The sequence below is a fragment of the Sphingomonas canadensis genome (assembly GCF_026013525.1).
Lineage (GTDB): Bacteria > Pseudomonadota > Alphaproteobacteria > Sphingomonadales > Sphingomonadaceae > Sphingomonas > Sphingomonas canadensis.
Genome location: NZ_JAPDRA010000013.1, coordinates 1 through 21,838, shown reverse-complemented (window position 1 = coordinate 21,838; position 21,838 = coordinate 1). Strand labels below are relative to the sequence as shown.

The following is a 21,838-nucleotide window of genomic DNA, read 5'->3' as shown; positions in this document are numbered from 1 at the left end:
CGTTCGCATTATGTTCTCGCCATGGAAGTCACGCCCTTCGAGTCGGAAGCACCCTTTGGTAGCCGAAAGGCGATCATTCGGCGCAACCCCCAATCCGGGAAGCCCCAAGTGATTTCCGCCGCTTGGGGTCTGGATGCCTGGGAGCCCGGCGGCAAGCCGTTCAAGTTTGTCCGGTCGGAAGGGCGGACCTTTCCGCATCAGCGTTGCCTGGTGCCGGCGAGCGAATTTCAGGTGAAGAATGGCGACCGCAAATTCCGGGTCACGCTCGACGACGGCAACTTCTTCTACATGGCCGGGATCTGGCGCCCGTCGTCGGGCGATCAGGACACCGGCTATGCGATCATCACGATCGAAGCCAATCCCGACATCTTCTTCTATCAGGAGCGCCAGGGCGCGGTGATCCTGCGCCGCCACAACATGGCCTGGCTCGACGGTATGCTTCCCGAGTCCGAGCTACTCCGCGCGCTGCCGCCCCGCAGCTTTCAGATCGAGGAAGTCGGCCCGCGCGGACTGGATGATCGCCAGCGCCGACTGGCTTCGTGAAGGGTTTCCGAGATGCACTCCAGCCAAATCAATACCGCAGAGGCGACGCCGATCGGCAGCCCGAGGTCCGGCTTGCCGACTTCCATGCACCCGAATTGCACGAACGCGGTGGCGAGGAAGCCAAGCGTCGGCTGATCCGGTTGGCAATGGGCAAGACCGTCATCTGCCGCGCCGGGCGCCGAAGCTATGACCGGGTCGTCGCTACCTGCACGCTGGGTGGGCGTCCGGTCGGGCAGTTGCTCAGAGCAGCAGGCGGACGCGAGGGCGGACGCGGCTGGCGGCGATGAGCCCGCCGGCTGTCGCCGCCCCATCCTGAGGGCTGCGCCGGGCCTGTCCCTCCTTCCGGGAAGCCCGGGATGTTGGGGGGCTCGCCCTCGCAGAAGGGTATGGCCACTCCAAGGCTGTCGGCAGGGGAAGACCTCCCCTTACGCCTCCGGCACATGTCCCGGGCTCATGATGTTCGTGCCCGTTCCCGCCCCCGACGCCCGGCCTTCTGGAAAAAGCCATATTCGGCGGACTCCTCGAAGCGCACGATTGGGCTGCGCAACACGCTCGCCGCATTGATCACGAAGGGCGCGAGCAGCTTGTCCGTCGGACGCTGATCTACCTTGGCCCAGACCAGAAAGCCGCTCAGCCCGATCGTGAATGCGGTGAGAGCCCCCGACCGGATTCGCATCGGCATGAAGACGAACTTGCGCGCGTCGTGTGCCGAGGACGCATAGCGGCTCAGCACGACTTCGAACTCGGGCAGGCTGGACAGAGGGGCGCCCGAGAAAAGGATCGCTGCCGCACGATCCTCATAGGGTCCAAGCGAGATAGCCCGGAACTGCTCGCGGGTGCTAATGGACGCACGCCAGAGGATCGCGAGGACCGCGCGAGCGAACTGCGCCCCGTCGAAGGCTTCGTGCGAGAAGACCTGTCCGGTGCGCGCATCGGGCGTCGGCGGCAGTTCGGCACAGAAGGCGATCGCATATCCGTCGAAGCGCCCGAGCGCGGTGTCGCAATCGCCGCAAAGGATGTTCGGATCATAGTCCCCATGGGGCGGGACCGCCCGTTGCGCGCCCGTTGACCGGACCGCCTTGTTGTGCCCGCCCGGCGCGCTGAGCGTCCGCGCGAACCCGGCGGGCACGATATGCGCACGACACAATTTGGTCGCGGTGCAGTCCGGCGCTCGGCAGACCGCGGTCATATTAGGGAAAGAGCTTGTCGATCGGCGCGAATACCTCGCCGGTCTCCGCAGCATGACGTACCTTGAGCGCAATCAGGCGGTCGATCGCGATTCCGCGCAACAGCGCCTCATGAATGTCACGCCCGTCCATCCCGACGAGGCGACGTCCGCGCCCGAACCCCTCCAGGCCGACCTCGGTGAAGCCGTGGAAGCTGATGAACAGTCCGCGCGCCCATTGCGCCTTCTGGTCGAGCTTGGCGTGAAACGCGCCGAGATCGCCGACGCCGACCTTGCGGTTGAGCCACTTGGCTTCGATCAGATAGGTCTCGCCGGCGAGCTCGAAGCTGCCGTCGATCTGCTCGCCGACGAGGCGGAACGGCTCTCGCGCACTCAGCCGGAATGCATTGAACAGGTCCTGCAGGAAGCGTTCGAAGTCATAGCCGCGTTGCTGGGGCGCGAGGTCGCGAATAGCGACAAGCCGGCTGCGGAACCGGTCGAATTCGATCGCCTCGATCGCGGGCGCCGCGACGACGTTGACGGGGGCCGACGGCCCGGAGCCATCGAGACGCGCGATCAGCGCGGCATATTGGCCCGCCGCCCTTGGCAGCGGATCCGCCACGTCTCTGCCGCGAAGCGCCTCGCGATGCTCCCACAAGGCCCGCAGCGCGCGCGCGGCGGTGGCGTCATCGACCTTGCCGAGGAAGCAGCGAAGCCGTTTGGCCTTCGATACGCCCTCGTCCTTATACTCGGGCGCGTCGATGTCGATGTCGAGTTCACGCACGAAGAAGTCGCCGAACGTTCGGTCGGAAAAGTCGAGGATATATCCTTTGTCCCCGCCGCGCAGAATTTCGTCGATCAGACTCAAATCAACCGAGCGCAAACTGCTCATGCGTCACGAATTCCCTTCCTTACCACCGCCGTTCTAGAACGGCCGGCGGCGCCGCGCGACTCCTCGCGCGATCAACTTCGAAGTCGCTCCCCAGCCTGCTACACGGGGGCATGATCGAACGCCCGCTCGACGACATCACCCCAGCCGACATCCAGGCCTTGCAGACCTATGGGCGGAGCGAAGGCCCGACCCTCGACTTCAAGCAAAGCTTTCCGGGTGCCGACCACAAGGCGGTTCGCGACTTCCTCGCGGACGTGACGGCCTTCGCCAACACCGATGGCGGCGATATCGTCATCGGTGTCCGGGAGGACAAGAACGGCGTCGCCGCGGAGATTGTCGGGATCGAGAAGGACGGGCTCGACGAGGGGCTTCGCCGGATCGATGACCAATTGCGCAGCTGCGTCGATCCGCGCGTCCCGCAAGTCCGCGTGCGAGAAATTCCGCTCGACGATGGCCGGGTGGCGCTCGTGATGCGCGTCGCCGCCAGCATGATCGCGCCGCACCGGGTGGTCTTCGACAAGAGCAGCCGCTTCTTCCGGCGCGCCAACCGGGGTAATTACGAGATGAGCACGACGGAGCTCCGCCAGGCGTTCGCGGCGTCCAGCGATCTGCCCGCCCGCATCCGCGACCTTCACCACAAGGCTGTCGAGGCAAGTGCGGGCAACGGCATGCCCTTTCGCATCCATGAAGGGCCTGCTGCGGTCCTGACAGTCTCACCGGTCTCCATATTACGGGCCGTGCGCTCTTTGGACGTTACCCGGGAAGTTGCGGTGCTGCCGCCGCGCCACACGAGCGATGTGCAGACGATCGTGAGCCTGGACGGCGTGATCGCGCACTCGCCGGTCGATGCGAAGACCGGAAGCGTGCGCAGCTGGTCGGTCAATCACCGGCTGGGCTATGTCGATCTTGCCTGGAGCATCGGCCATGTGGACAGAGAAGGCCATAAGCTGGTCTGGCCCCGATATTTCGTGCCGGAACTGAAGGGGATCGTGCCCTTCACCATTACCAGGCTGCGCGACCATAAGGTCGAGGGGCCGTGGATCGCCATGCTGACACTGACCGGGGTGCGGGACTATCGGATCATCGCCGGAGATGACTGGGTCAGCGCTCCTGCCTGGCAGGATCCGGCCTATCTCGGCGAGATCGTCGAGGACGCGATGACGCCGGATGCCTTGCAGCCGTTCACCAAAGGATTTTGGCGACTGTTTGGCGAGGATCGGCCGCCGCCATCGATGTTATGAGCGAAGGTGATTCCCGCTAGTTCTGTCCGAAATTTGTTGTCACTTTTCGGACAATGACGTATCTGCCTGGTCCGAAATATCTAGGCGGATTTCGGACATGAACCCACCCGATCTCAAAGCGCAGATCCTGCGACGCATCACCACGGCAAAGCCGCGTACGGTGTGGACCCCGGTCGATTTTCTCGACCTGGGCTCGCGAGATGCAGTCGACAAGGTTCTCCAGCGGCTGGTCAAGGCTGGCGATCTCAGGCGCATCGACCGTGGGCTCTATGACAAGCCGGATGTCAACCAGCTGACCCGCCAGCCCACCGCGCCCGACCCGCGTCAGGTAATCGATGCGATTGCGCGCCGAGATCAGATCCGGGTGCTGGTCGATGGCATGACGGCTGCTAACGATCTGGGGCTCACCAACGCAGTGCCGTCGAAGATCGTCGTCCATACCGATGCCCGGCTGCGATCGGTTCAGCTCGGCAATATGATCATCACGTTCAAGCCGACCGCGGCGAGCAAGCTCTACTGGGCAGGGCGCCCGGCGATGCGGATCGTGCAGGCGCTGCACTGGCTGCGCGACACGCTCGGCGATCCAGACGGTCGCGACGACCTGCGGCAGCGGCTCGACGACCTATTGCACAGCGGGCCCAACGCGGCCGTGCTTCGCGACGACTTGCGCGACGGGCTGTCGACGCTGCCAACCTGGATGCACGATTTCCTGAAACCCCTGCTGACCGCGAGACGCGCCGCATGAACCCCGCCTATGACACGATCCTGTCGGCCGATACCGAAACCCGCGCCGGGCTGTTCGCCGCGACTGCCCAGCGGATCGGCACGACGCCGCAGAATGTCGAAAAGGACTTCTGGGTGTGCTGGACGCTCGATGCGTTGTTCAACGGCATGCCGGACGGCCCGCGGCTGCTGTTCAAGGGCGGCACCTCGCTATCCAAGGGCTTCGGGCTGATCCGTCGTTTCTCGGAGGATATCGACGTCACGGTGTTCCGCGACGATCTGGGTGAGGGACATTCGGTCGAGGACCTGCAGACGATGAGCGGCAAGAAGCGCGAAAAGGCGCTCGATGCCATTCGCGAAGCGTGCGAGGCGTTCATCAACGGCGCCGTGCTCGAAAATCTGGCGCGGATTGCGGCCGATGCGTCGGAGCGGAACGGTATTGCGGTAGGCCAGCTGAAGATAGTGCCCGACAAGGATAGGCAGACGCTGCTCGTCCGCTATCCAACCGCGACCGAAGATGACGCCTATATTCCCAAGGCCGTGAAGATCGAATCAGGCGCCAAGTCTGCGCTCGATCCGAACTCGGTGCGCTCGATCCGTCCTTATCTGGAGGAAGATGCGCCGGGGCTCGATCTCGAAGTGCCCAACATCACGATTGTCGACGCGGAGCGGACCTTCTGGGATAAGGTGGTCATCCTCCATGGCCTGCGGCACTGGTATGAGACGAAGGGTGTGCTGCGCGGCGGCGGCAACCGCATCTCGCGTCATTATTACGATCTGCACGAGTTGATGCAGTCACCGGTTGGCAAGCAGGCGCTCGCCGATCCTGCACTTGGCGCGGACTGCGTTGCGCATGCGCGGATGTTCTTCAACCGGCCCGCTTTCGACCTGGCAAGCGCAGTGCCGCCGACCTTTACGCTTATGCCCGAGGGCGCGATGTATGATGCGCTGAAGCTGGACTATGCCGCGATGTCGCGCATGATCTTCGGCACCGCGCCCAGCTTCGAAGCCGTGTCCGAAAGCATCGCGGAGCTCGAAAGCCGGGTGAACGCGCTCGAATCGAGCTGAGCGAACGCTGAAGCGACGATCTCGGCGTGCTCCTCAAGCGGCGGATCGCACCTGACCATTCATGCTATCGAGACGCCAGAACGCGCAAACCCTTTTGGCGAGGGGCTGAAGTTGCCGAGCATGGTGCTAACCTGTGCGGCTCTCCAAGGCGCATAAGTCGTCTGAAGTTTGTCCAGCGCCCTCGCTCACAAAAAGGCGCGCAAGCGCTCGAGCAGTGCGTCGGGGCGCTCTTCCTGGATGATGTGCCCGCATTTGTCGATCTTGCCGCCGCTGACCTGGTCACCAAGGACTGCCATTTGCTGATATAGAACATCGCCCACCAGCTCTCCTCCAAGTGCCAGGACAGGCATGGTGAGCCGACGCTGCGACGCGTGCCGGCCTTGCTCGGTGGTCGCGGGAAAAGCCCGATAGTGTTCGAAACCGCCGCGCAGCGCTGCAATGCCGGTATAGGCGGCGACATGCTGGTCGCGTGCTGCCTTGCCGATGCCGACGTTGCCGAAGGTCAGATTGCTGTAGAACCAGTCGAGATAGGCGCCCTCCTTGCCCGCCAGGACCTGCTCCGGCAGCCCGGGAACATTGTGCCAGGCAACCCACCAGGGTGGCGTATTCATAAAAATCTCGGCCTTGGGCGCACCCAGAACGATGCTCTCGGTCACCACGAGGCGGCGAACGAGTTGCGGATGTCGCATGGCGAGCTGAAACGCGACGCCCACTCCGAGATCGTGGCCGAGAATGTTGGCGTTTTTGAACCCTTCATGCGCAAGGATTGCGGCAACGTCTTCAGAGAGCGTCACGACGTCATAGCCGGAGGCCGCCTTGGACGTTTCGCCCATTCCCCGCATGTCGGGCGCGATCACCGTGAAGGCCTCGGCGAGGACTGGGATGATCTTGTGCCAGGTGTACCAGGTGAAGGGCCAGCCATGCAGAAGAAGCATCGCCGGACCGCGCCCTGCGACCGCATAGCCGATGTCGATGCCATTGAGCTTCGCCCTTCGCAGTGACGTGCCTGGCACCTGCGGCACAGGTGCGCGCGGCGCTTGTGCCGCGGCGGCATCGTCAAGGGCGACCATGGCGCCCGCGAAGCCCAATCCCCCAAGCAGGCTGCCGCGGAGCAGTTCGCGTCGTGAAGTCGTCATCAAGCGCTCCCGAATCGCGGAGCGCGCGCAACTGCCGGCGACTCCGTACCCGACCATTCATGCGATCGCATCGGGGCGGCAGGAATCAGACGGTCCGATAACGTTCCTTATCCGTAAGGATTAGGCGGCCTTCGCACACCTCCGCGATTCTGCACGCTCAAGTTCTCACCAGTTCGGTTGACCCCCTAGCGAGAGGCACGCGCTGGACGCCGGATCAGCCACCGAGAAGGCGAGTGGCCTGGTTGATTGGTGCTATGTCCAGTCGGCCAGGGTGGGGAATTACAGCTCGATGAAGCCGCGACGATGGGCGACCGTCACGGCATGGGTGCGATCCGCCACATCCAGCTTTGCGAATATCGCCTTGAGGCTCGCCTTTACGCTGTCGATGGTGATGTCGAGTTCCCAAGCGATTTGCTTGTTTTGATGGCCCTCGGCGATGAGACGCAAAATCTCGATTTCGCGCTCGTTGAGGCGCTCGTCGAGCGCATGCACTGCGATCTCATGGGCCACATCATGTGCGATCCGCTTGCGGCCACCATGGACGGTGCGGATCGTGTCGATCAGGTCCTTGCGGATGCAGCTCTTGAGCAGATAGCCCGTCGCGCCGGCCTGCATTGCCCGAAGCGCCTGGGTGTCTCCCGGGATGGTGGTGAGGACGATGAACGTCGCTTCGGCGAACTCATTTCGTATGGTCTCAATGGCCTCGATGCCGCCCATGCGCGGCATCTGGAGGTCCATGAGGGTGACATCGGGCCGATGCAGACGGTATTTTTCGACAGCCTCCACGCCGTCGACCGCTTCATCGACCAGAAGCATGTCGGCCTGTCGCTCGATTGCTCCGATGATCCCGTCCCTGAGCATGGGATGATCATCGACGACCAGCACTCGGATGGGGGTCAGCGCGACCTCTACCTTGACCTGCGTCATTGCTCCCTCCCGGCGAGAATCTTCAGCCCGAACCATCGCTTTGTCCGACCCGCATAGGCGACCGCGGCGGGGATGCTCAGCCGTACCTCGGTTCCCCGGACCGTGCCCTCGGCGATCGACAGTTCGGCGCCGAGCCTAGCGGCGCGCTCGCGCATGCCGGTCAATCCGAAATGGCCCGCGCGGCCGGAGCGCAACGTTTCGGCATCTATTCCCACGCCGTCGTCAAGTACCGTGAGCACGAATGAGGTGGCTCGATAGCAGAGGCGGATATCAAGCATGGTCGCTTCAGCGTGTCGCCAGACATTGAATATCGCTTCCTCGGCGATGCGGGCGATTTCGTCGGAGACGATCGCGTGCAGCTTTCGTGGCTGGCCCTCGCTCACGACCGAAATCTGAACCTCCGGCTTGAAGGCTTGCTTGGCCGTGATCGCCATGATGGTTTGCTCGAGATCGTCGGCGACGCTGGAGCCGCGCAGTTCAAGAACCCGGTCCCGCCCCTCTTCCAGGGCTCCATCGGCCTGTTCGATCACCTGCTCGAGTGAACGTCTGCTCCGCTGCTCCGGCGACATGTCGTCCGCGATGTTCTGAAGGCGAAGGATCAGTCCCTGGACGGTCTGAAGGAGCGTGTCGTGCAGTTCTCGCGCGATCCGCTCACGCTCGCCCATCCGCTCGGCCATACGTGCGCGAATATTGGCGGAAACCGCGCGGAGCCTCAACGAATAGGCCAGCCAAAGAAGGGCGAGCGCGGCGATCGCGCACATGACGAAAAACGCGGGGCTCTGCAGGAAGGTTGGCGGAATTCGTATCGCGAGCGTAGCGCCTTTGCGATTCCAGACGCCATCATCATTGGCGGCGATCACGCGGAACTTGTAGTTGCCGGGGGCGAGGTTCGTATAAAAGGCTTGGCGCCGGCTGCCCGCATCGACCCAATCCGTATCGACCCCCTCAAGCAGGTAGCGGAACCGGACGCGATCAGGAACGGCGTAGCTCAGCGCCCCATAGTCGATGGCAAGCTGGCTGGTGCCCTTCTCCAGGATCAGGTCGGAGGGATCCGGGAATCGAGACTCGCCGACAGTGACGGCGCGGATGACCACAGGCGGGGGGAGCGGATTGCGGAACAGTCGCGCTGGATTGACCGTAAGGGGCCCTTGCCGGGTCAGGAACCACAGTCTTCCAGCGCCATCTGGCACGATCTGCGGTCCTTCGAGGCGCTGGGGCATGCTGATCAGGCCGTCCCGCTCGTCGAAGATTCTTGTCGGCACATTGTCGGCACTGCCGTTGATCGCGCGGTCGAGATCGGCCGTCCGCAGCTTCGCGATCCCCGCCATGGAGAGGGTCCAGGTTTCACCGCCGGCCGTCTGGATCATGCCCCGAATGTTGCGACTCCATGCAAAGCGCGACGGGTCGAGGCGGCGCAAGCTGCTGCCATTCAGCCGGACCAGTCCGTTGACGCCGGCAACATAGAGGCCGGCTGGGCCGTCATACACTGCCGAGAGACGTCCGATGCCCAAGCGGTCGCCGGGGACGAGGCTTGTCCTGCCACGGCCGATGCGAAGCAAATCCGCACGATCGAGGATGACGATCGGCCAGCCCGCACGGTCCATGACGATGTCCTGGGCAGCGCGCCCCTGGGGAAGCAGATTGCTTCGGTCCTTCCATCCTGTTGCCCTTGTCCAGGAGGCGAGACCCTTTCTCAGGAGCGCGATCCAAAGCGTGCCGTTGGGATCCTCGCCACAGCCATAGGCCGAGGCGCGACCGGGGATCGGCAACCGTTCGACCATTTTCCCGCCTTTCAAGCGACGCAGTTCGCCATCGATGCCGAACAGCACTTCGCCGTTCCGCACGGTGCACAAGGCAAGCTCCTTGCCCCCGTGGGAAAGCATTGGCCTGGCCGGGCGACCGGGCTCGATGATTTGAACATTGCGGTCGTCGGCGAGATAGACATTGCCCGTGCCGTCGGCCGCCGCCATGTAGCCGACCGGTGAGCCGGAGGTAAAACCCTCCTCCCGGATCACGTTCGTCACGCGAAACTTGTCGACCCCGAGCTCGGTCCCGGCCCAGATATTCCCTTCGCGGTCTTCGAAAATTGGAAGCACGCCATTGGCGGTGAGCCCGTCCTTGGCGCGAAAGGTCTCCAGGGTGGAAAGCATCGGCGCCCGGCGGCGCAGAAGGGCCTCTGGATCGGCGATGCGGAACAGGCCGTTGGTGTCGCTGCTCCCCCACAAGCTTCCATCGCGCGCGAACAGGATTCTGGCGCGGCGGACCAAGCCATCGGTCGGATAAACGACGCGCTGGGCCCTGGTTGTGCCAAGGCCGAAGTCCGGGATGATCCGGGTGCCTGACGCATCGGACAGCCAGATATGGCCATGGCGATCCTGCGCAAGGCTCGCACCGGTGGCGACGGGCTGAGGCACGATCTGGAACCGCGCGGCACGTGGCTTGAGAATCGCGATCTTGGTATCATAGGCGAGCCATATCGTTCCGTCCCGCGCGAACAGAATATCGTAGATCCAGCCCTCCGGGACACCGCGGGACTTGAGCTGGTCCCATCGGCCGTTGACGAAGCGGGCAAGTTGATTTGTTGGCCGGCCGTTGATCGCCCAGATGGATCCGTCTGGGGCTTCCTCGATTTGGGTGACCGTATGGGCAGGCTCGGGAAGGCGTGCATCCTCGATCCTGCCATTGCGGTACACCGCGACACCACCATGGGCCTGGTATGCGATCCAGAGCGCGCCGCTGCGGCTCGCCGCGAGACTGGCGATGATGCTTGAGCCGGCGGCGTTGGGACTACGCGAGCCGATCGGCTCGAAGGTTTGGCCGTCATAGCGAAAAAGCCCTTCGACATTGCCGAACCAGAGATAGCCGTCGCGGGTCTGGGCAATTGCGACAATACCGGCTGGCGCGCCCTGCGCACGCGTCGAGGCATTGTGCTCGAGCTGCGCGATCGAGCGCGGAACGTCAGACGCGATTGCCGCCGAGCAGCATAGCGCCAGCAAGCAGCTGACAAGAAAACTCCGCTTCATCGTTGCACTTCGCCCATCGTGCAGTCGGTTCTCCCCCGCATTGCGCGCTCAGGCCTATCACAGTCGTTGCGCGCGCGCATCGGCCGACCCCCCTTAAGCTGGTTGAAGTACAGACGGACATTTGTTCCACCCCGAATGGGGTCGGCACGAACTCGACTGGGCTGTTCCCGCCCCGGGCGAGGCCTATGCTTGCCTCGGACGATGGATCTCCTGTCTGTCCAGGGAGACGCGACGAGACGTGGCGACAGTCCTTCTCATCCACGACGCATGGCTGACGGCGAGTTCGTTTGACCGGTTCAAGCAGCGCTACGAGCAATCCGGGATGAGAGTTGCCGTGCCGCCCTGGCCGACCATCGACGGTTCTATCGGCCCGGTGGCGTCAATCAAGTGCTCGGGCTTCCCGACAGCCTCATCCCCTATCAAGCCGACAAGGTGCGAAACTACGAGCTCGGTATCCGAGTCCAGCCGTTCGGCAAACTGGCCCGCATCCATGCCGCCGGTTTCATCATGGATTGGTCGGACATGCAGGTCAGCGGCTCGCGTCCGGATGGCTTCTTCCGCTTCATTTCGAATGCCGGCACCGCCCGAGTGCAGGGGTTGGAAGTCGAGACCCTGCTCCTCCCGGTGGACGGACTTGAGATTGGTGGCGCCGTTACGCTTCTGGACGCCAGGCTGTCGGACGACCAGGTGAGCGCGGCGGTCGTGGCCGCAGGCAGGCGCGGCGATCGAATCCCGATGGTCCCGGAGCTGACAATTGCCGGGACGATCGAATACCGGCGTCCCCTCCGTGAGGGCCTGGAAGGCTTGTTCCGGATCGACGGCTCCCATTCGAGCGGCGTCTACACGGAGATCAGTCCGTCCAACGCTTTTCGGCGGCGTTTGCCCGGATACACGCTCATCAATGCGAAACTCGGCATTGATCGAGGAAGCTGGAGCACGTTCCTGTACGTCACGAACCTGACCGACACGGTCGCTCTCCAGTCGGGAACGGTCAACGGCGCAACTCTTGGACGCACGCAAGTTACTGCTGCACCGCCTCGATCCTTCGGTCTTTTTGTCGCCAAGCGCTTTTGAGGCAAGCAGCCGTCAGCGTCCTGCTCCTCGCGAATTGGGCCTGGGCGACAGCGCTGGGCTGATCGAGACTGCGGCCACACCAAGCAAGATGGCCGCAACCAGCGGATCCTGAAGCGTCTCGACCAACGCACGCCAGGCAGCCACGCCGGGAACCAAGGCAATGACGGCGAGCAGCCCGCCGGCCATCGTTCCGCGCGAAAAGCCTCGAATTGATCGCATGGCGCCTGCTCCTTGAAGTGCGGACACCATTTTCTCCGGCAGGCTGTGCCCGGAGAATTATGCGCTGGGATAAGGGGCGTAAGACATGCGGCGATGCGGCCGGGACCCGTCGCTCACACCGAAGTATTAGGTCGGTACGCAGCCCGTCTGATTTCGCGAAAGCCGACCGACGGGCAGCTTCTTTTCACAGGCGGCGCATATGCTGCCGGGAGAAGCCCTATGAATGCAAACCGGCCCATGGCGGCGATCGGTCGTCTGCTCATCGCGAGCCTGTTCCTCTACACCGGCATCGAGAAGATCCTCATGCCGGCGGCCGTTCAGGCCTATATCGGTGCGGCCGGGATCCCGTTCCCCTGGCTCGCCCATTCGGGCGCGATCGCCATGGAAATCATCGGCGGGCTGATGCTGATCTTCGGCATTCGCCTGGCGATCGTCGCACCACTGCTGTCGGCATTCTGCGTCGTGACGGCGCTCCTCTTTCACTCGAATTTCGCCGACCATGACCAACTCATCCATTTCATGAAGAATATCGCGCTGGCCGGCGGTGTTTTGCAGGTGGCGGCTTTCGCCAAGGTCGTGAGCGCCAAGGAACCCGCGGTGCGCCGGACAGCGCTCGCCTGAACCCTATCCAGAGGTCCCCCCGCCGGTCGCATCCCCCAAAGCCAGTGGCCGGCACAGGCGGCGGCGTCCACTCCCCCTCGGGCGCTGCCGCCACCCCATCCAGGATTCAGAGAGGAAGAAAGCGATGACCAAGAATGGCCTGACCGCACTGCTCGCACCGCAAGATTGTGCGCTCCTGCTGATCGATCACCAAGCGTTTCAGTTCGCCAATCTGCACAGCCACGAGCCGACGATGATCGTCAACAACGTCATCGGCCTCGCCAAGACGGCGAAGGCTTTCGGAGTGCCGATCATATTTTCGACGGTGCTCGCGGATCGTGGCGGCGCGCTGATCTCCGGTCTGCAGGCGGTCGACCCGGAACAGGTGCCGATCGACCGGACGTTCATCAACGCCTGGGAAGACGAGATCTTCGTCGAGGCGGTTCGGGCCACTGGCCGGCGCAAGCTTGTGATCGCGGCGTTGTGGACCGAAATCTGCCTTGCGATGCCTACGATTCACGCGCTGGGTGATGGTTTCGAGGTCACGATCGTGACCGACGCTTCGGGCGGAGTCAGCCGGGAAGCGCACGACATGGCGGTCCAGCGGATGGTCGCGGCGGGCGCCAACCCGATGACGTGGATGGCGATCATGGGCGAGTGGCAGCGCGACTGGGCCCGGACCGAATCAATCCCCGCGGTGGCAAAGGTGCTCGGCGAGCATGGCGGGGGCTCAGGCGTTGCTTTTGCCTGGGAGCAGCAGCTCCTGGCCACGCCGGTGCCCTCCGAAACGGCAAGGGCGGCATGAGCGCCGTCGACCTCGCCGATGGACCCGGCGTTGCCCGGCGCACATGGCTGATGGGTGCGGCCGGGCTGGGCTTGGCCGCAGCCGGCCCGGCCGTCTCAGGCGGCCAAATGCAGGACGTCGATGACGAAGACGCGCGGCGGGTCGTCAATCGATTGATCCGCGAGGTCCAGACAGGCGGCGACTTCCAGGTATTCGAGGAGCTGTTCCACCCGGAGTTCGTCGATCACACGCCGTTCCCCGGATATCCGCCGACCAAGGAAGGGGCGCGGCGAATCTACGCGACCTTTCGAAACGGCTTTCCCGACTTTCGGGCCGAGGTCCACCTGCAAGTTGTCGAGCAGGGGCGCGTCACGTCGTTCAAGACCTATCGTGGCACCCATCAGGGGCCGTTCCTCGGCCTCAAGCCTTCGGGAAAGACCGTGGCGTTTCCAATCATGGATATCGTCGAGGTCAGGCGTGGCCGCATCACCGCGCATTGGGGCGTGCCTCATGTCTGGGATTTGATGCAGCAGCTCGGCGTGCGCTCCTTCGATGAAGTTAAGGGATAGCGCGGTCGGGAGCGCGTGTTGGAAGCGCAGGCTCTCGACAGTAGCTCTGGGAGGCCCACAGCCGCCTCGCTCCTTTCTGATTAGTGATCATTCCGCTCTCTGGCTGCTCGATTGAGCATGCCGCCCTAGGCGATGAGTGCACTATGCACCGATGCGCGGCGCACCAAGCCACGCCATCGTGCCAGATAACCTCGACGTCGACGGGGACAAGCGGAGGCTGGCATTTGCGCCGGCTGCTATCAATGTGTTCTGACGAGGGAAGCGCAGCGCCCCACGCGAAACCCAATAGATACTTATGCCAACTGCTCAACCGGCTTCCCATGCACTTGAGACCGTCGTGACGGGGCGCCTGCCTTTGAGGGGGCGTCCCTGTACGCCGGCTCTCCCGCTAAACAAGCTCGCCAAGCTGGCGAATCGCCAGGAGGGCCCGGTAGTCCGACCCTTCTCCTCCAGGCATGATGCCTGAGGCTCAAATGTCTCCCACCGGATCAATGGCATAATCCGGATGTATGGGTCCTCTGCGCCGAAGCGACGGCTCATCGCCTGCCGGAGAGCCATCTAAGTCCCTACCGGACGGCCGCCCCGGTTGGGTGGCTGCAACGTGGAGACAGCTAATGAAGTCGCTTCAGATCATCACCTCGGCAATCGCGCTCGCCGCGATGGCTATGCCTGCGTACGCGCAGGAGTTCACTGGTCCGTCGGTCGGCGTCCAGGGCGGCTGGAACAAGACGGATGTTCGCAACCCGCAGAGCGAACTCGGCCCGCTCGCGCTCGAGGGCTCAAAGGACGCCTTCGTCGGTGGCGCCTTCATCGCCTACGACTACGAAGTGGTGCCGAATGTCGTCATCGGCGCCCAGGCGGACTTCAGCATCGGGGCGAACGACGAGATCGAGTATCTGACGAGCGTCGGCAGCGTGACGCTCGATCCGAAGCGCTCGATCGATCTGACCGCCCGAGCCGGATATGTGATCCTGCCGGGTACGCTCCTCTATGCGCGCGGCGGCTATACCAATGCGCGTGTCCGCACGACGATGACTGTCGGCGGCACCACGTCCAGCGGTTCGGAGGATCGCGACGGCTGGACCGTTGGCGGCGGCGTCGAGCGCTACGTCTGGAAGAATGTCTCGGCACGTGTCGAGTATCGCTACGCCGACCTCAGCGACGGTGATGGCAAGTTCGATCGCCATCAGGTCCTGCTTGGGATCGGATACCGCTTCTGAGCGCTAGAGGGCGCGGTCAGCTTGTCCGCGCCCTTTTCCTTCGCCGGCATTCTTAGGCGTCCTGGGCTGCCCCATGCCTTCAACTGGCCTCAACTACCTGTTGCCGCCGCGGCGAGCGATTTCACAATATGATCGTTCCAGGCGTTCAGCGCCTCGCGCTTTTCGGGCTTCCAGTCATGGCGCTGATAGATTGCGGCGACGCCCGAACGCGATGCGCCGACATGGTTGAGCACTGCCTCGGTGACTTCGAATCGCACCCCCAAGCGCTGGAAGCCTGTGGCAAGGGTTCGCCGCAGGTCATGCAGGCGCCATGGCGCGACCGGTTCTCCGCCATCTTCAGCAATCAGCCTGTCGAGCTTGGTTTTGCCCTTGTGGTAGGCTGTGAAGGCAGCACCGCTCGAGGTTGGAAACACCCGGCCACGCTTTGGCCAGCGATCGCTGCGGGCGACCATATCCAGTTCGGCGACGGCGAGGTCGTTGAGCGGAACGCTCGTCGGCTCACCGTTCTTGGTGCGATCGCCGGAAAGCCGCATCTCGCGGTCGGCGCGATTCAACTCCTCCCATTGCAGCCCGGCGATCTCCTCTCGTCTTTGACCTGTAGCGATCAGCAGACGCACGATAGGTCCGAAACAACGATGGCATAGCGGTGCGTGCGTCCACACGCGTCGCAACTCGTCGTCCGACAACCAGCGCTCGCGAGGCTTAACTGGAGGCGGGGTTTCCATTCCTTCCATCGGGCTGGAAGCAATATCGCCGCGACTGATGGCCCATTTGAACAGGCGGCGCAGGACCGCGAACACGTTTCTCCGATTGCCTATCTGCTCGGCAGGCATCCCATCGAAAACATCGACGATATCGCTTCGGGCAATCGTCGGCAGAGCTTTGTCGCGAAGCACTGGTTTGACGTGAAGCCGCAGCGATCGCTTCACGAGCGTCGTCCATCCTTTTCCCCTGCAAGATGCTGCGAAGCGGTCGGCATAATTGGAGAAGGCAAGATCGACTGCCTCCCGGCGCCGCTGCTTGTCCGCTTCGACTGGATCCTTTCCCTGCGCAACAAGGAAAAGCATACGCGCGGCTTCCTCACGAGCTGTCGACGGCGTCCAGGGTGAGCCGTGTCCACCGATCGTGTAGCGGCGGGTCTTCGCCTCTCGTCCCCCCATGCGATACTGAACAACATAAGAGGCAGAGCCGGCTGAAGTGATCTTCAAGCCGAAGCCCTTCAGATCCTCATCCCACAGAAAGCCCGTGACTGCATTCGCGAGAAGCGCGTCGACGGTCCGCTTGGTGATTTTCCCGGTCGCCATTTCGATACTTCATGTACCAAAAAAGTAATCACCGGGCAATCACGGATTAGAAACCGCCGGATACAATTGGAGGCTATCGGATAGGCAACTCTCTGAAAACACGCATTTATGCTCAGCAAGCGATTGAGCTAAATCCGTACGTAGCGGAAGTACCAGACCTCATGCCCCTTGCGCCGGGCCTTGCGCTCATAGCGGGTCTCGGGCCAGTCGGCGGGACGGGTGAGGAAGTCGCGTGCCTCGCCCGCCTGCCAGGCGAAGTCGCGGCGGCCGTTCATCACCATCATCGCCCAGCGGCAATAGGTGGGATCGTCGGTCCCCAGGCGGAACTCGGCGCCGGGCTTCAGCTTGCGCGCGATCAGGTCCAGCGGGCCGGGGTTCACCATGCGGCGCTTGGCGTGGCGAGCCTTGGGCCAGGGATCGGGATGGAGCAGGTACACGCGCTCCAGGCTGGCATCGGGCAGCCGCGCGAGCACGGTGAGCGCGTCGCCCATGTGCAGCCGCACATTGGCCAGCCCCCCGTCGCGGATATGGCCCAGCGCGCCGACCACGCCGTTGAGGAAGGGCTCGCAGCCGATGAAGCCGTGATCGGGTCGTGCCGCCGCCTGCCCCGCCAGATGCTCGCCCGCGCCGAAGCCGATCTCCAGTTCCAGCGGGCGATCGTCGCCGAACAGCGTGCGCGCGTCGAGCGGGCCTTCCTCCGGCACGCTCAGTTCGGGCAGCAGTTCCTCGACCAGCGCCGACTGGCCGGCGCGCAGCTTGTGCCCCTGGCGGCGGCCGTAGAGGCGCCGGATGGTGGTGGGATCGCCGGGCTTGTTCGCGGTCATCGGGCGCGCAGGTTTCGTCTATCGGTTGTAAGGGCTCCGGCGCCCTACCGGCTGCGCGGCGCAAATTGAAGCGCCTTGTTCGCAGCCCCGACGGGCGGCCCGGATCAGGGCTGCGGGGCTGCGGGGACGACGTGGGCGACGCGCGGGGCGCCGTTGGCGATCTCCAGTATCCAGGCCGTGCGGTCGGCCGTGACGATGCGCGAGGGCAGGGCCGAGAGCAGCGTCAGATAGGCGTCGATCTCGGTCGGCATCAGATCGACCCGGTGTGCGATGCCCAGCGCCTGGACAGGGCCTCCGCCGGGCGCGGTGACGGGCAGCTCGATACAGATATCGGAAAAGCCGTGGATTGTGCGCGGCACCCCGTCCGGCGGCACCTCGATCACATAATGACCGCCGCCGGGCACGCTCTTCTCCAGCGCGCGGGGCGAGAGGAAATAGACGCGCACGGGATCGCCCGGCCGTTCCCCCGCCAGCGGCAGCGCGTTGAAATAGGGCGCCCCGCACGGCTGCACCTTGGCCTGGGCGATGGCAACCGCGGCAGCGTCGCGCGCGGCGGCCAGCGCCTTTTGCGCAGGCGTCAGCGGCTGCTGCTCGCCCTCGGCGGCGAGATGGCTGGAAACCGGCCGCCCGCGATCGAAGCGCGCCGAATAGAGGATGCGCGGGCCATCCGCGCCATCGCCATAGAAGCTGACGACGGTGTCCTGCGGCGGCCCTTCCACGATCCAGCCGCGCACCTGCTGGCGGCCGCCGGGCGCCTTGGCGAGATAGTCGTCGGTCGCCAGCGCCGATGCGAAATCATAATAATAGAGCCGCTCGCCGCGTTCGAGCGCGGCCTTCACCTCCGGGACCGAGGCCGAGGGGGCGGCGGCGGGCGCCGGGGCCGGCTGGGCCTGCGCCACCGCAGGGAGCGGCGCGAGCAGCAGCGCGGCGGCGAACAGGTGACGCATCGGCATTCTCTCCATCGGTCCGCGCTATCGCTTCTTCGGCGGATCGGCCAAGTATATCCGGGTTCCCTCCACCACCCAAAGGCGCCCGCCCGCGCCGACATAGAGCGTCATGCCGGAAGTGAGCGCGGTGAAGACGTGGATTTCGGTGGGCACGGGATCGAGCGGATGGGTCACCATCAGCGCCGCCGCGTCCTTGTCCGCCGGGGCCTCGAGCGTGACGCACGATCTGGTGAAGCTCCGCTTCGCCAGCACGCGCCCGTCCGCGGCGATCTCCGCGCGGAAATGGCCGCCCGCGGGCCAGGCGCGATCCTTCACCTGCGGCGTGAGCAGATAGACGAGATATGGCTCGCCCGGTTGCTCCGGCGGCAGAACCACGGTGTTGGGCGGCTTGTCCGCGCAATAGAGCGGCTTCTCCTCCCGCCATGCGGCGATGCCGCGTTCGCGCGCGGCGATCATCGCCTTGCGTTCGGGGCTCAGGCTGGCATCGTCGCCCTCCCCGATCAGGCGGGTGGCGACGATCTTGCCGTCGAGGAACTCGACCACGAACACCGCGTGCGGATCGGCATCGTTGCGATCGAAGAAGACCAGCACCGGCGCGTGGGCGGGGCCATCGACGATCCAGCCACCGATCACGTCCTCCGGGTGCTGAATCCGGGCGAACATCGCGTCGGTGCCGTGCCAGGCGGCCTGATCATAGGCACGGATCAGCTTGCCGCGCGCGGCGGCCAGCGTCGTCGCATGCAGTTCCTTGATCGACATCGACGGGGCCTGCTGCGCCAGCACCGGGGCCGGGGCGAGGGCGCAGGCCGTTGCGAGCATCAGCGCCACAATGCGTATCATGTCGTCCCCACCCGCTTGTACATCCGCGCCCGCGAGCTTGGCAGCGCCGCACCGGGGCGGCAACCCTCCCCCTCAAACGGCGGCGGGGACGGCGAACAGCGCCGCGTGCATCTTGCGCAGCTCGGCCTTCTGCACCTTGCCCATCGCGTTGCGGGGAAGGGCATCGGTGAAGAGCACGCGGCGCGGCTGCTTGAAACGTGCCAGCCCCTGGATCGCGGCGAGCACTTCGGCCTCGTCCACCTCCCCGTTGCGCGTGCAGACCGCCACCACCGCCTCGCCCAGGTCCGGATGGGGCACGCCGATCACGGCGCTCTCGCCGATGCCGGGGATTGCGTCGATCGCCAGCTCGATCTCCTTGGGATAGATGTTGAGCCCGCCCGCGATGATCAGGTCCTTGGCCCGGCCGGTGATCGCCACGCGGCCGTCGGGCGCCATGGTGGCGATGTCGCCGGTGGCGAACCAGCCGCCCTCGCGCATGTCCTCGGCGGTCTTCTCCGGATTGCGCCAATAGCCCTTGAACAGGTTGGGGCCGCGGATCTGCAGCACCTCGTCCACGATGCGCGCCTCCACGCCCGGCAGCGGATAGCCCACCGTGCCGGGAACGCGATCGCCCGCATAGGGGTTGGAGGTGATCATCCCCGCCTCGGTCATGCCATAGCGTTCCAGGATGCGATGGCCGGTCTTCGCCTCGAACTCCGCGAAGGTCGATTCGAGCAGCGGGGCGGAGCCGCTGACGAACAGGCGCATGTTCGCCGCCGCCGCGCGGGTAAGGCCGGGGTGCGCCGCCAGGCGGACGTAGAAGGTCGGCACGCCCATCAGCACGGTCGATTCCGCCATCTCGGCGAGCACGCGATTGGCGTCGAACGCGGCGTGGAAGCGGATCGCCGCGCCCGACAGCAGCACGCAATGCAGCGCCACGAACAGCCCGTGGACGTGATAGATGGGCAGCGCGTGGATCAGCACATCGTCCTGCGTGAAGCGCCACAGCGCCACCAGCGCCTCGGCGTTGGAGGCCAGATTGTCCTGGCTCAGCATCGCGCCCTTCGATCGGCCGGTGGTGCCCGAGGTGTAGAGGATGGCGGCCAGGTCGTCCGGCGCGCGGGGCACCGTTTCGAACGCCGCCGGGGGCGTTTCGATGCCGCCGCCCGCGGCGTCGAGCGTCAGCACCGTGGCGCCGGTCAGCCCGCCCACCGCCTCCGCCCGCGACGGATCGACCACCACGACCGAGGGATCGGCATCGGCCAGGAAATAGGCCAGCTCGTCCACCGTATAGGCCGTGTTGAGCGGGACATAGACCAGCCCCGCGCGCAACGCGGCGAGATAGAGCAGCACGTTCGCCGCGGATTTCTCGACCTGGACGACGATGCGGTCCCCGGGCCGCGCCCCGGCACGGGCGAGCGCGGCGGCCCAGGCGGCGGTGGCGGCGTCCAGCTCTGCCCAGGCGAGCGTGACGCGCCCGTCCTCGATCAGCAGCGGACGGTCCCCCGCCGCCGCGGCGGCGCGGGCGATGCGGGCGTAAAGGCTGGCGTCGCTCATCCCCAAAGGGATAGAGGCCGCGCCGGACCCGAGTCCAGAGGCTGGGCGGGATCCGGGCCGCCGCTCAGGCGGCGGCGGCCTCGGCGCGGAGCGCGGGACGGCTTTCGTGGGTGACGCGCACCACGCGCGGTTCGCGGCGGGCGCCCAGGCGCGGCGGAAGCTGCGCGGCGGTGACCGCGGGGGCGATCCAGTGGCTCTGCAGGTGGCGCACGCCCATGGTGTAGAGCACGCCCAGCTCGGCCGGGGTGGCGATATCCTGGACGATCATCGTGAAGCCCTGGCGCCGCGCCAGCCGCGCGATCCCTTCCGCGATGAGCTGGCGCGGCATGCTCTGGTCGATGTTGCGGGTCAGCGCGGCGTCGAGCTTGACGTAGCGCAGGCCGAAGCGGGCGAGCAGGCGCATCGCCGCCGGCCCGGCGGAAAAGCCGTCGAGCGCGACCTCGATCCCGCGCAGCACGCAGGCCTCGACCAGCCCGGCCGCCTCCTCGGGATCGGCGCCGGCATCGATGCGCACCTCCACCAGCAACTGCTCGACCGGCACGCGATGCGCGAGCGCGGCGCGGAACAGCGCGGCGATCTGGCGGTTGGGATCGACGCCGCATGGGCGCATCGCGATCGCCAGCATCGGCTCGGCCCCCGCGATGCCCGCGCGCGCGGCGGCGGCGATGGCCGCCTCGTAGCGCAGCCGCTCGCGCTCGAAGGCGTCGGCCGCGTCGGGTTCCACCACGCGCGCCTGGAAGGCGATCGGCGCGCCGCTGTCGGCATCGATCACGGGCTGGAACACGGTGCGGAGCGGCTTGGCGGCGAAGGTGGCGGCGGCGTCGGTCATGGGATCGTTCCCCTTTCGACTCGTTACCTAATGGTTAACGCCTGAACCGCGAATTACGGGCGCCGCCGCAACGGGATTCCACCGGCACGGGATTCTGCGGAGGCGGCAGGCCGACGGGGAAGCGGAAGCGCATCGTTCCGTTCCGGTATCCGCCACCTCCCCCGGCGGTTGCCCAAACGGAAAGAGGCGGAGCTTTCGCCCCGCCTCCTCCAACTCCGGGCTTTCGCCGGATCTCAGGCCAGCGCGGCCTTGAGGTCGTCGGCGAGGTCGGTCTTTTCCCATGGGAAGAAGTCGCCATCTGGGGTTCGGCCGAAGTGGCCGTAGGCGGCGGTCTTCTTGTAGATGGGCTTGTTGAGGCCGAGGTGGGTGCGGAT

Annotated in this window: 22 protein-coding genes; 9 read left to right on the top strand and 13 right to left on the bottom strand. The window is 65.2% G+C overall.

All coding sequences use genetic code 11. From position 1 onward, the window contains the following. Positions 1-21 precede the first annotated feature (21 nt). Positions 22-543, top strand: coding sequence for an SOS response-associated peptidase family protein (locus OM513_RS19080; RefSeq protein ID WP_264946369.1), 522 nt, complete (start codon positions 22-24; stop codon positions 541-543). Positions 544-994: 451 nt separating this feature from the next. On the opposite strand, the gene OM513_RS19075 is transcribed toward OM513_RS19080, so the two are convergent. Together OM513_RS19075 and OM513_RS19070 are read right to left on the bottom strand one after the other, a co-directional pair. Continuing rightward, positions 995-1,732: a hypothetical protein gene (locus tag OM513_RS19075; protein ID WP_264946368.1), complete on the bottom strand. Its 738-nt coding sequence runs from the start codon at positions 1,730-1,732 to the stop codon at positions 995-997. A 1-nt stretch (position 1,733) separates the two neighbouring features. After that, a complete protein-coding gene (locus tag OM513_RS19070; RefSeq protein WP_264946367.1) occupies positions 1,734-2,600 on the bottom strand; it encodes a restriction endonuclease in 867 nt (288 codons plus the stop codon). 110 nt (positions 2,601-2,710) lie between these two features. On the opposite strand from OM513_RS19070, the gene OM513_RS19065 reads away from it, so the two are divergent. From OM513_RS19065 to OM513_RS19055, 3 genes are all read left to right on the top strand, one after another. Next, on the top strand, positions 2,711-3,841 hold the full coding sequence (locus OM513_RS19065; RefSeq protein WP_264946366.1) for an AlbA family DNA-binding domain-containing protein: 1,131 nt from the start codon (positions 2,711-2,713) through the stop codon (positions 3,839-3,841). A 97-nt stretch (positions 3,842-3,938) separates the two neighbouring features. Continuing rightward, positions 3,939-4,586: a DUF6088 family protein gene (locus tag OM513_RS19060; protein WP_264946365.1), complete on the top strand. Its 648-nt coding sequence runs from the start codon at positions 3,939-3,941 to the stop codon at positions 4,584-4,586. After that, positions 4,583-5,632 (top strand): nucleotidyl transferase AbiEii/AbiGii toxin family protein, encoded by a 1,050-nt coding sequence (locus OM513_RS19055; RefSeq protein WP_264946364.1) that lies wholly within the window; start codon positions 4,583-4,585, stop codon positions 5,630-5,632. Before OM513_RS19060 ends, OM513_RS19055 begins: the two co-directional genes overlap by 4 nt. 185 nt (positions 5,633-5,817) lie before the next feature. Here the strand turns inward: OM513_RS19055 and OM513_RS19050 are convergent, their stop codons facing one another. The 3 genes from OM513_RS19050 to OM513_RS19040 form a co-directional block, all read right to left on the bottom strand. Beyond that, complete coding sequence (locus OM513_RS19050; RefSeq protein ID WP_264946363.1) at positions 5,818-6,768, bottom strand: alpha/beta fold hydrolase; 951 nt, start codon at positions 6,766-6,768, stop codon at positions 5,818-5,820. A 279-nt stretch (positions 6,769-7,047) separates the two neighbouring features. Next, positions 7,048-7,695, bottom strand: a complete 648-nt coding sequence (locus tag OM513_RS19045) for a response regulator (protein WP_264946362.1) — start codon at positions 7,693-7,695, stop codon at positions 7,048-7,050. Further along, entirely contained in the window at positions 7,692-10,718 is a 3,027-nt protein-coding gene (locus OM513_RS19040) for a sensor histidine kinase (RefSeq protein WP_264946361.1), read from the bottom strand. The genes OM513_RS19045 and OM513_RS19040 overlap by 4 nt, the downstream gene beginning before the upstream one ends. Before the next feature lie 387 nt (positions 10,719-11,105). Here OM513_RS19040 and OM513_RS19035 point away from each other — a divergent pair, with 387 nt between their 5' ends. After that, positions 11,106-11,792, top strand: coding sequence for a TonB-dependent receptor domain-containing protein (locus OM513_RS19035; protein WP_264946360.1), 687 nt, complete (start codon positions 11,106-11,108; stop codon positions 11,790-11,792). Positions 11,793-11,804: 12 nt separating this feature from the next. On the opposite strand, the gene OM513_RS19030 is transcribed toward OM513_RS19035, so the two are convergent. Then, positions 11,805-12,011, bottom strand: a complete 207-nt coding sequence (locus tag OM513_RS19030; protein ID WP_264946359.1) for a hypothetical protein — start codon at positions 12,009-12,011, stop codon at positions 11,805-11,807. Between the two features lie 237 nt (positions 12,012-12,248). Between OM513_RS19030 and OM513_RS19025 the strand changes: the two genes are divergently transcribed. The 4 genes from OM513_RS19025 to OM513_RS19010 all read left to right on the top strand — a co-directional run bounded on the left by OM513_RS19025 (position 12,249) and on the right by OM513_RS19010 (position 15,184). Then, positions 12,249-12,632 carry a DoxX family protein gene (locus tag OM513_RS19025; RefSeq protein WP_264946358.1) on the top strand — a complete coding sequence of 128 codons (384 nt, stop codon included), beginning with the start codon at positions 12,249-12,251 and terminating at the stop codon, positions 12,630-12,632. Between the two features lie 124 nt (positions 12,633-12,756). Then, positions 12,757-13,416, top strand: a complete 660-nt coding sequence (locus tag OM513_RS19020) for a hydrolase (protein WP_264946357.1) — start codon at positions 12,757-12,759, stop codon at positions 13,414-13,416. Beyond that, positions 13,413-13,964, top strand: coding sequence for an ester cyclase (locus OM513_RS19015; protein WP_264946356.1), 552 nt, complete (start codon positions 13,413-13,415; stop codon positions 13,962-13,964). Before OM513_RS19020 ends, OM513_RS19015 begins: the two co-directional genes overlap by 4 nt. A 614-nt stretch (positions 13,965-14,578) precedes the next feature. Next, a complete protein-coding gene (locus tag OM513_RS19010) occupies positions 14,579-15,184 on the top strand; it encodes an outer membrane protein (RefSeq protein WP_264946355.1) in 606 nt (201 codons plus the stop codon). A gap of 89 nt (positions 15,185-15,273) precedes the next feature. On the opposite strand, the gene OM513_RS19005 is transcribed toward OM513_RS19010, so the two are convergent. The 7 genes from OM513_RS19005 to OM513_RS18975 all read right to left on the bottom strand — a co-directional run. Next, positions 15,274-16,488, bottom strand: coding sequence for a tyrosine-type recombinase/integrase (locus OM513_RS19005; protein WP_264946354.1), 1,215 nt, complete (start codon positions 16,486-16,488; stop codon positions 15,274-15,276). A 128-nt stretch (positions 16,489-16,616) separates the two neighbouring features. Continuing rightward, entirely contained in the window at positions 16,617-17,312 is a 696-nt protein-coding gene (gene trmB, locus OM513_RS19000; protein WP_264946353.1) for a tRNA (guanosine(46)-N7)-methyltransferase TrmB, read from the bottom strand. Between the two features lie 104 nt (positions 17,313-17,416). Next, positions 17,417-18,259 carry a hypothetical protein gene (locus OM513_RS18995; protein ID WP_264946352.1) on the bottom strand — a complete coding sequence of 281 codons (843 nt, stop codon included), beginning with the start codon at positions 18,257-18,259 and terminating at the stop codon, positions 17,417-17,419. Positions 18,260-18,283: 24 nt separating this feature from the next. Further along, the gene (locus tag OM513_RS18990) at positions 18,284-19,099 is read right to left on the bottom strand and encodes a hypothetical protein (protein ID WP_264946351.1); all 816 of its coding nucleotides are present in this window, start codon (positions 19,097-19,099) and stop codon (positions 18,284-18,286) included. Between the two features lie 72 nt (positions 19,100-19,171). Continuing rightward, positions 19,172-20,635, bottom strand: coding sequence for an AMP-binding protein (locus tag OM513_RS18985; protein ID WP_264946350.1), 1,464 nt, complete (start codon positions 20,633-20,635; stop codon positions 19,172-19,174). Between the two features lie 64 nt (positions 20,636-20,699). Next, the gene (locus OM513_RS18980; RefSeq protein WP_264946349.1) at positions 20,700-21,464 is read right to left on the bottom strand and encodes an EAL domain-containing protein; all 765 of its coding nucleotides are present in this window, start codon (positions 21,462-21,464) and stop codon (positions 20,700-20,702) included. Positions 21,465-21,697: 233 nt separating this feature from the next. Then, on the bottom strand, positions 21,698-21,838 hold a 141-nt coding region (locus OM513_RS18975), incomplete at its 5' end, for a methionine adenosyltransferase domain-containing protein (RefSeq protein ID WP_264946437.1).

Excerpts from the sequence above, each read along its gene's own strand:
- OM513_RS19080 (WP_264946369.1), top strand. The coding sequence starts at position 22 with ATGGAAGTCACGCCCTTCGAGTCGGAAGCACCCTTTGGTAGCCGAAAG.
- OM513_RS19075 (WP_264946368.1), bottom strand. The coding sequence starts at position 1,732 with ATGACCGCGGTCTGCCGAGCGCCGGACTGCACCGCGACCAAATTGTGT.
- OM513_RS19070 (WP_264946367.1), bottom strand. The coding sequence starts at position 2,600 with ATGAGCAGTTTGCGCTCGGTTGATTTGAGTCTGATCGACGAAATTCTG.
- OM513_RS19065 (WP_264946366.1), top strand. The coding sequence starts at position 2,711 with ATGATCGAACGCCCGCTCGACGACATCACCCCAGCCGACATCCAGGCC.
- OM513_RS19060 (WP_264946365.1), top strand. The coding sequence starts at position 3,939 with ATGAACCCACCCGATCTCAAAGCGCAGATCCTGCGACGCATCACCACG.
- OM513_RS19055 (WP_264946364.1), top strand. The coding sequence starts at position 4,583 with ATGAACCCCGCCTATGACACGATCCTGTCGGCCGATACCGAAACCCGC.
- OM513_RS19050 (WP_264946363.1), bottom strand. The coding sequence starts at position 6,768 with ATGACGACTTCACGACGCGAACTGCTCCGCGGCAGCCTGCTTGGGGGA.
- OM513_RS19045 (WP_264946362.1), bottom strand. The coding sequence starts at position 7,695 with ATGACGCAGGTCAAGGTAGAGGTCGCGCTGACCCCCATCCGAGTGCTG.
- OM513_RS19040 (WP_264946361.1), bottom strand. The coding sequence starts at position 10,718 with ATGAAGCGGAGTTTTCTTGTCAGCTGCTTGCTGGCGCTATGCTGCTCG.
- OM513_RS19030 (WP_264946359.1), bottom strand. The coding sequence starts at position 12,011 with ATGCGATCAATTCGAGGCTTTTCGCGCGGAACGATGGCCGGCGGGCTG.
- OM513_RS19025 (WP_264946358.1), top strand. The coding sequence starts at position 12,249 with ATGGCGGCGATCGGTCGTCTGCTCATCGCGAGCCTGTTCCTCTACACC.
- OM513_RS19020 (WP_264946357.1), top strand. The coding sequence starts at position 12,757 with ATGACCAAGAATGGCCTGACCGCACTGCTCGCACCGCAAGATTGTGCG.
- OM513_RS19015 (WP_264946356.1), top strand. The coding sequence starts at position 13,413 with ATGAGCGCCGTCGACCTCGCCGATGGACCCGGCGTTGCCCGGCGCACA.
- OM513_RS19010 (WP_264946355.1), top strand. The coding sequence starts at position 14,579 with ATGAAGTCGCTTCAGATCATCACCTCGGCAATCGCGCTCGCCGCGATG.
- OM513_RS19005 (WP_264946354.1), bottom strand. The coding sequence starts at position 16,488 with ATGGCGACCGGGAAAATCACCAAGCGGACCGTCGACGCGCTTCTCGCG.
- trmB (WP_264946353.1), bottom strand. The coding sequence starts at position 17,312 with ATGACCGCGAACAAGCCCGGCGATCCCACCACCATCCGGCGCCTCTAC.
- OM513_RS18995 (WP_264946352.1), bottom strand. The coding sequence starts at position 18,259 with ATGCGTCACCTGTTCGCCGCCGCGCTGCTGCTCGCGCCGCTCCCTGCG.
- OM513_RS18990 (WP_264946351.1), bottom strand. The coding sequence starts at position 19,099 with ATGATACGCATTGTGGCGCTGATGCTCGCAACGGCCTGCGCCCTCGCC.
- OM513_RS18985 (WP_264946350.1), bottom strand. The coding sequence starts at position 20,635 with ATGAGCGACGCCAGCCTTTACGCCCGCATCGCCCGCGCCGCCGCGGCG.
- OM513_RS18980 (WP_264946349.1), bottom strand. The coding sequence starts at position 21,464 with ATGACCGACGCCGCCGCCACCTTCGCCGCCAAGCCGCTCCGCACCGTG.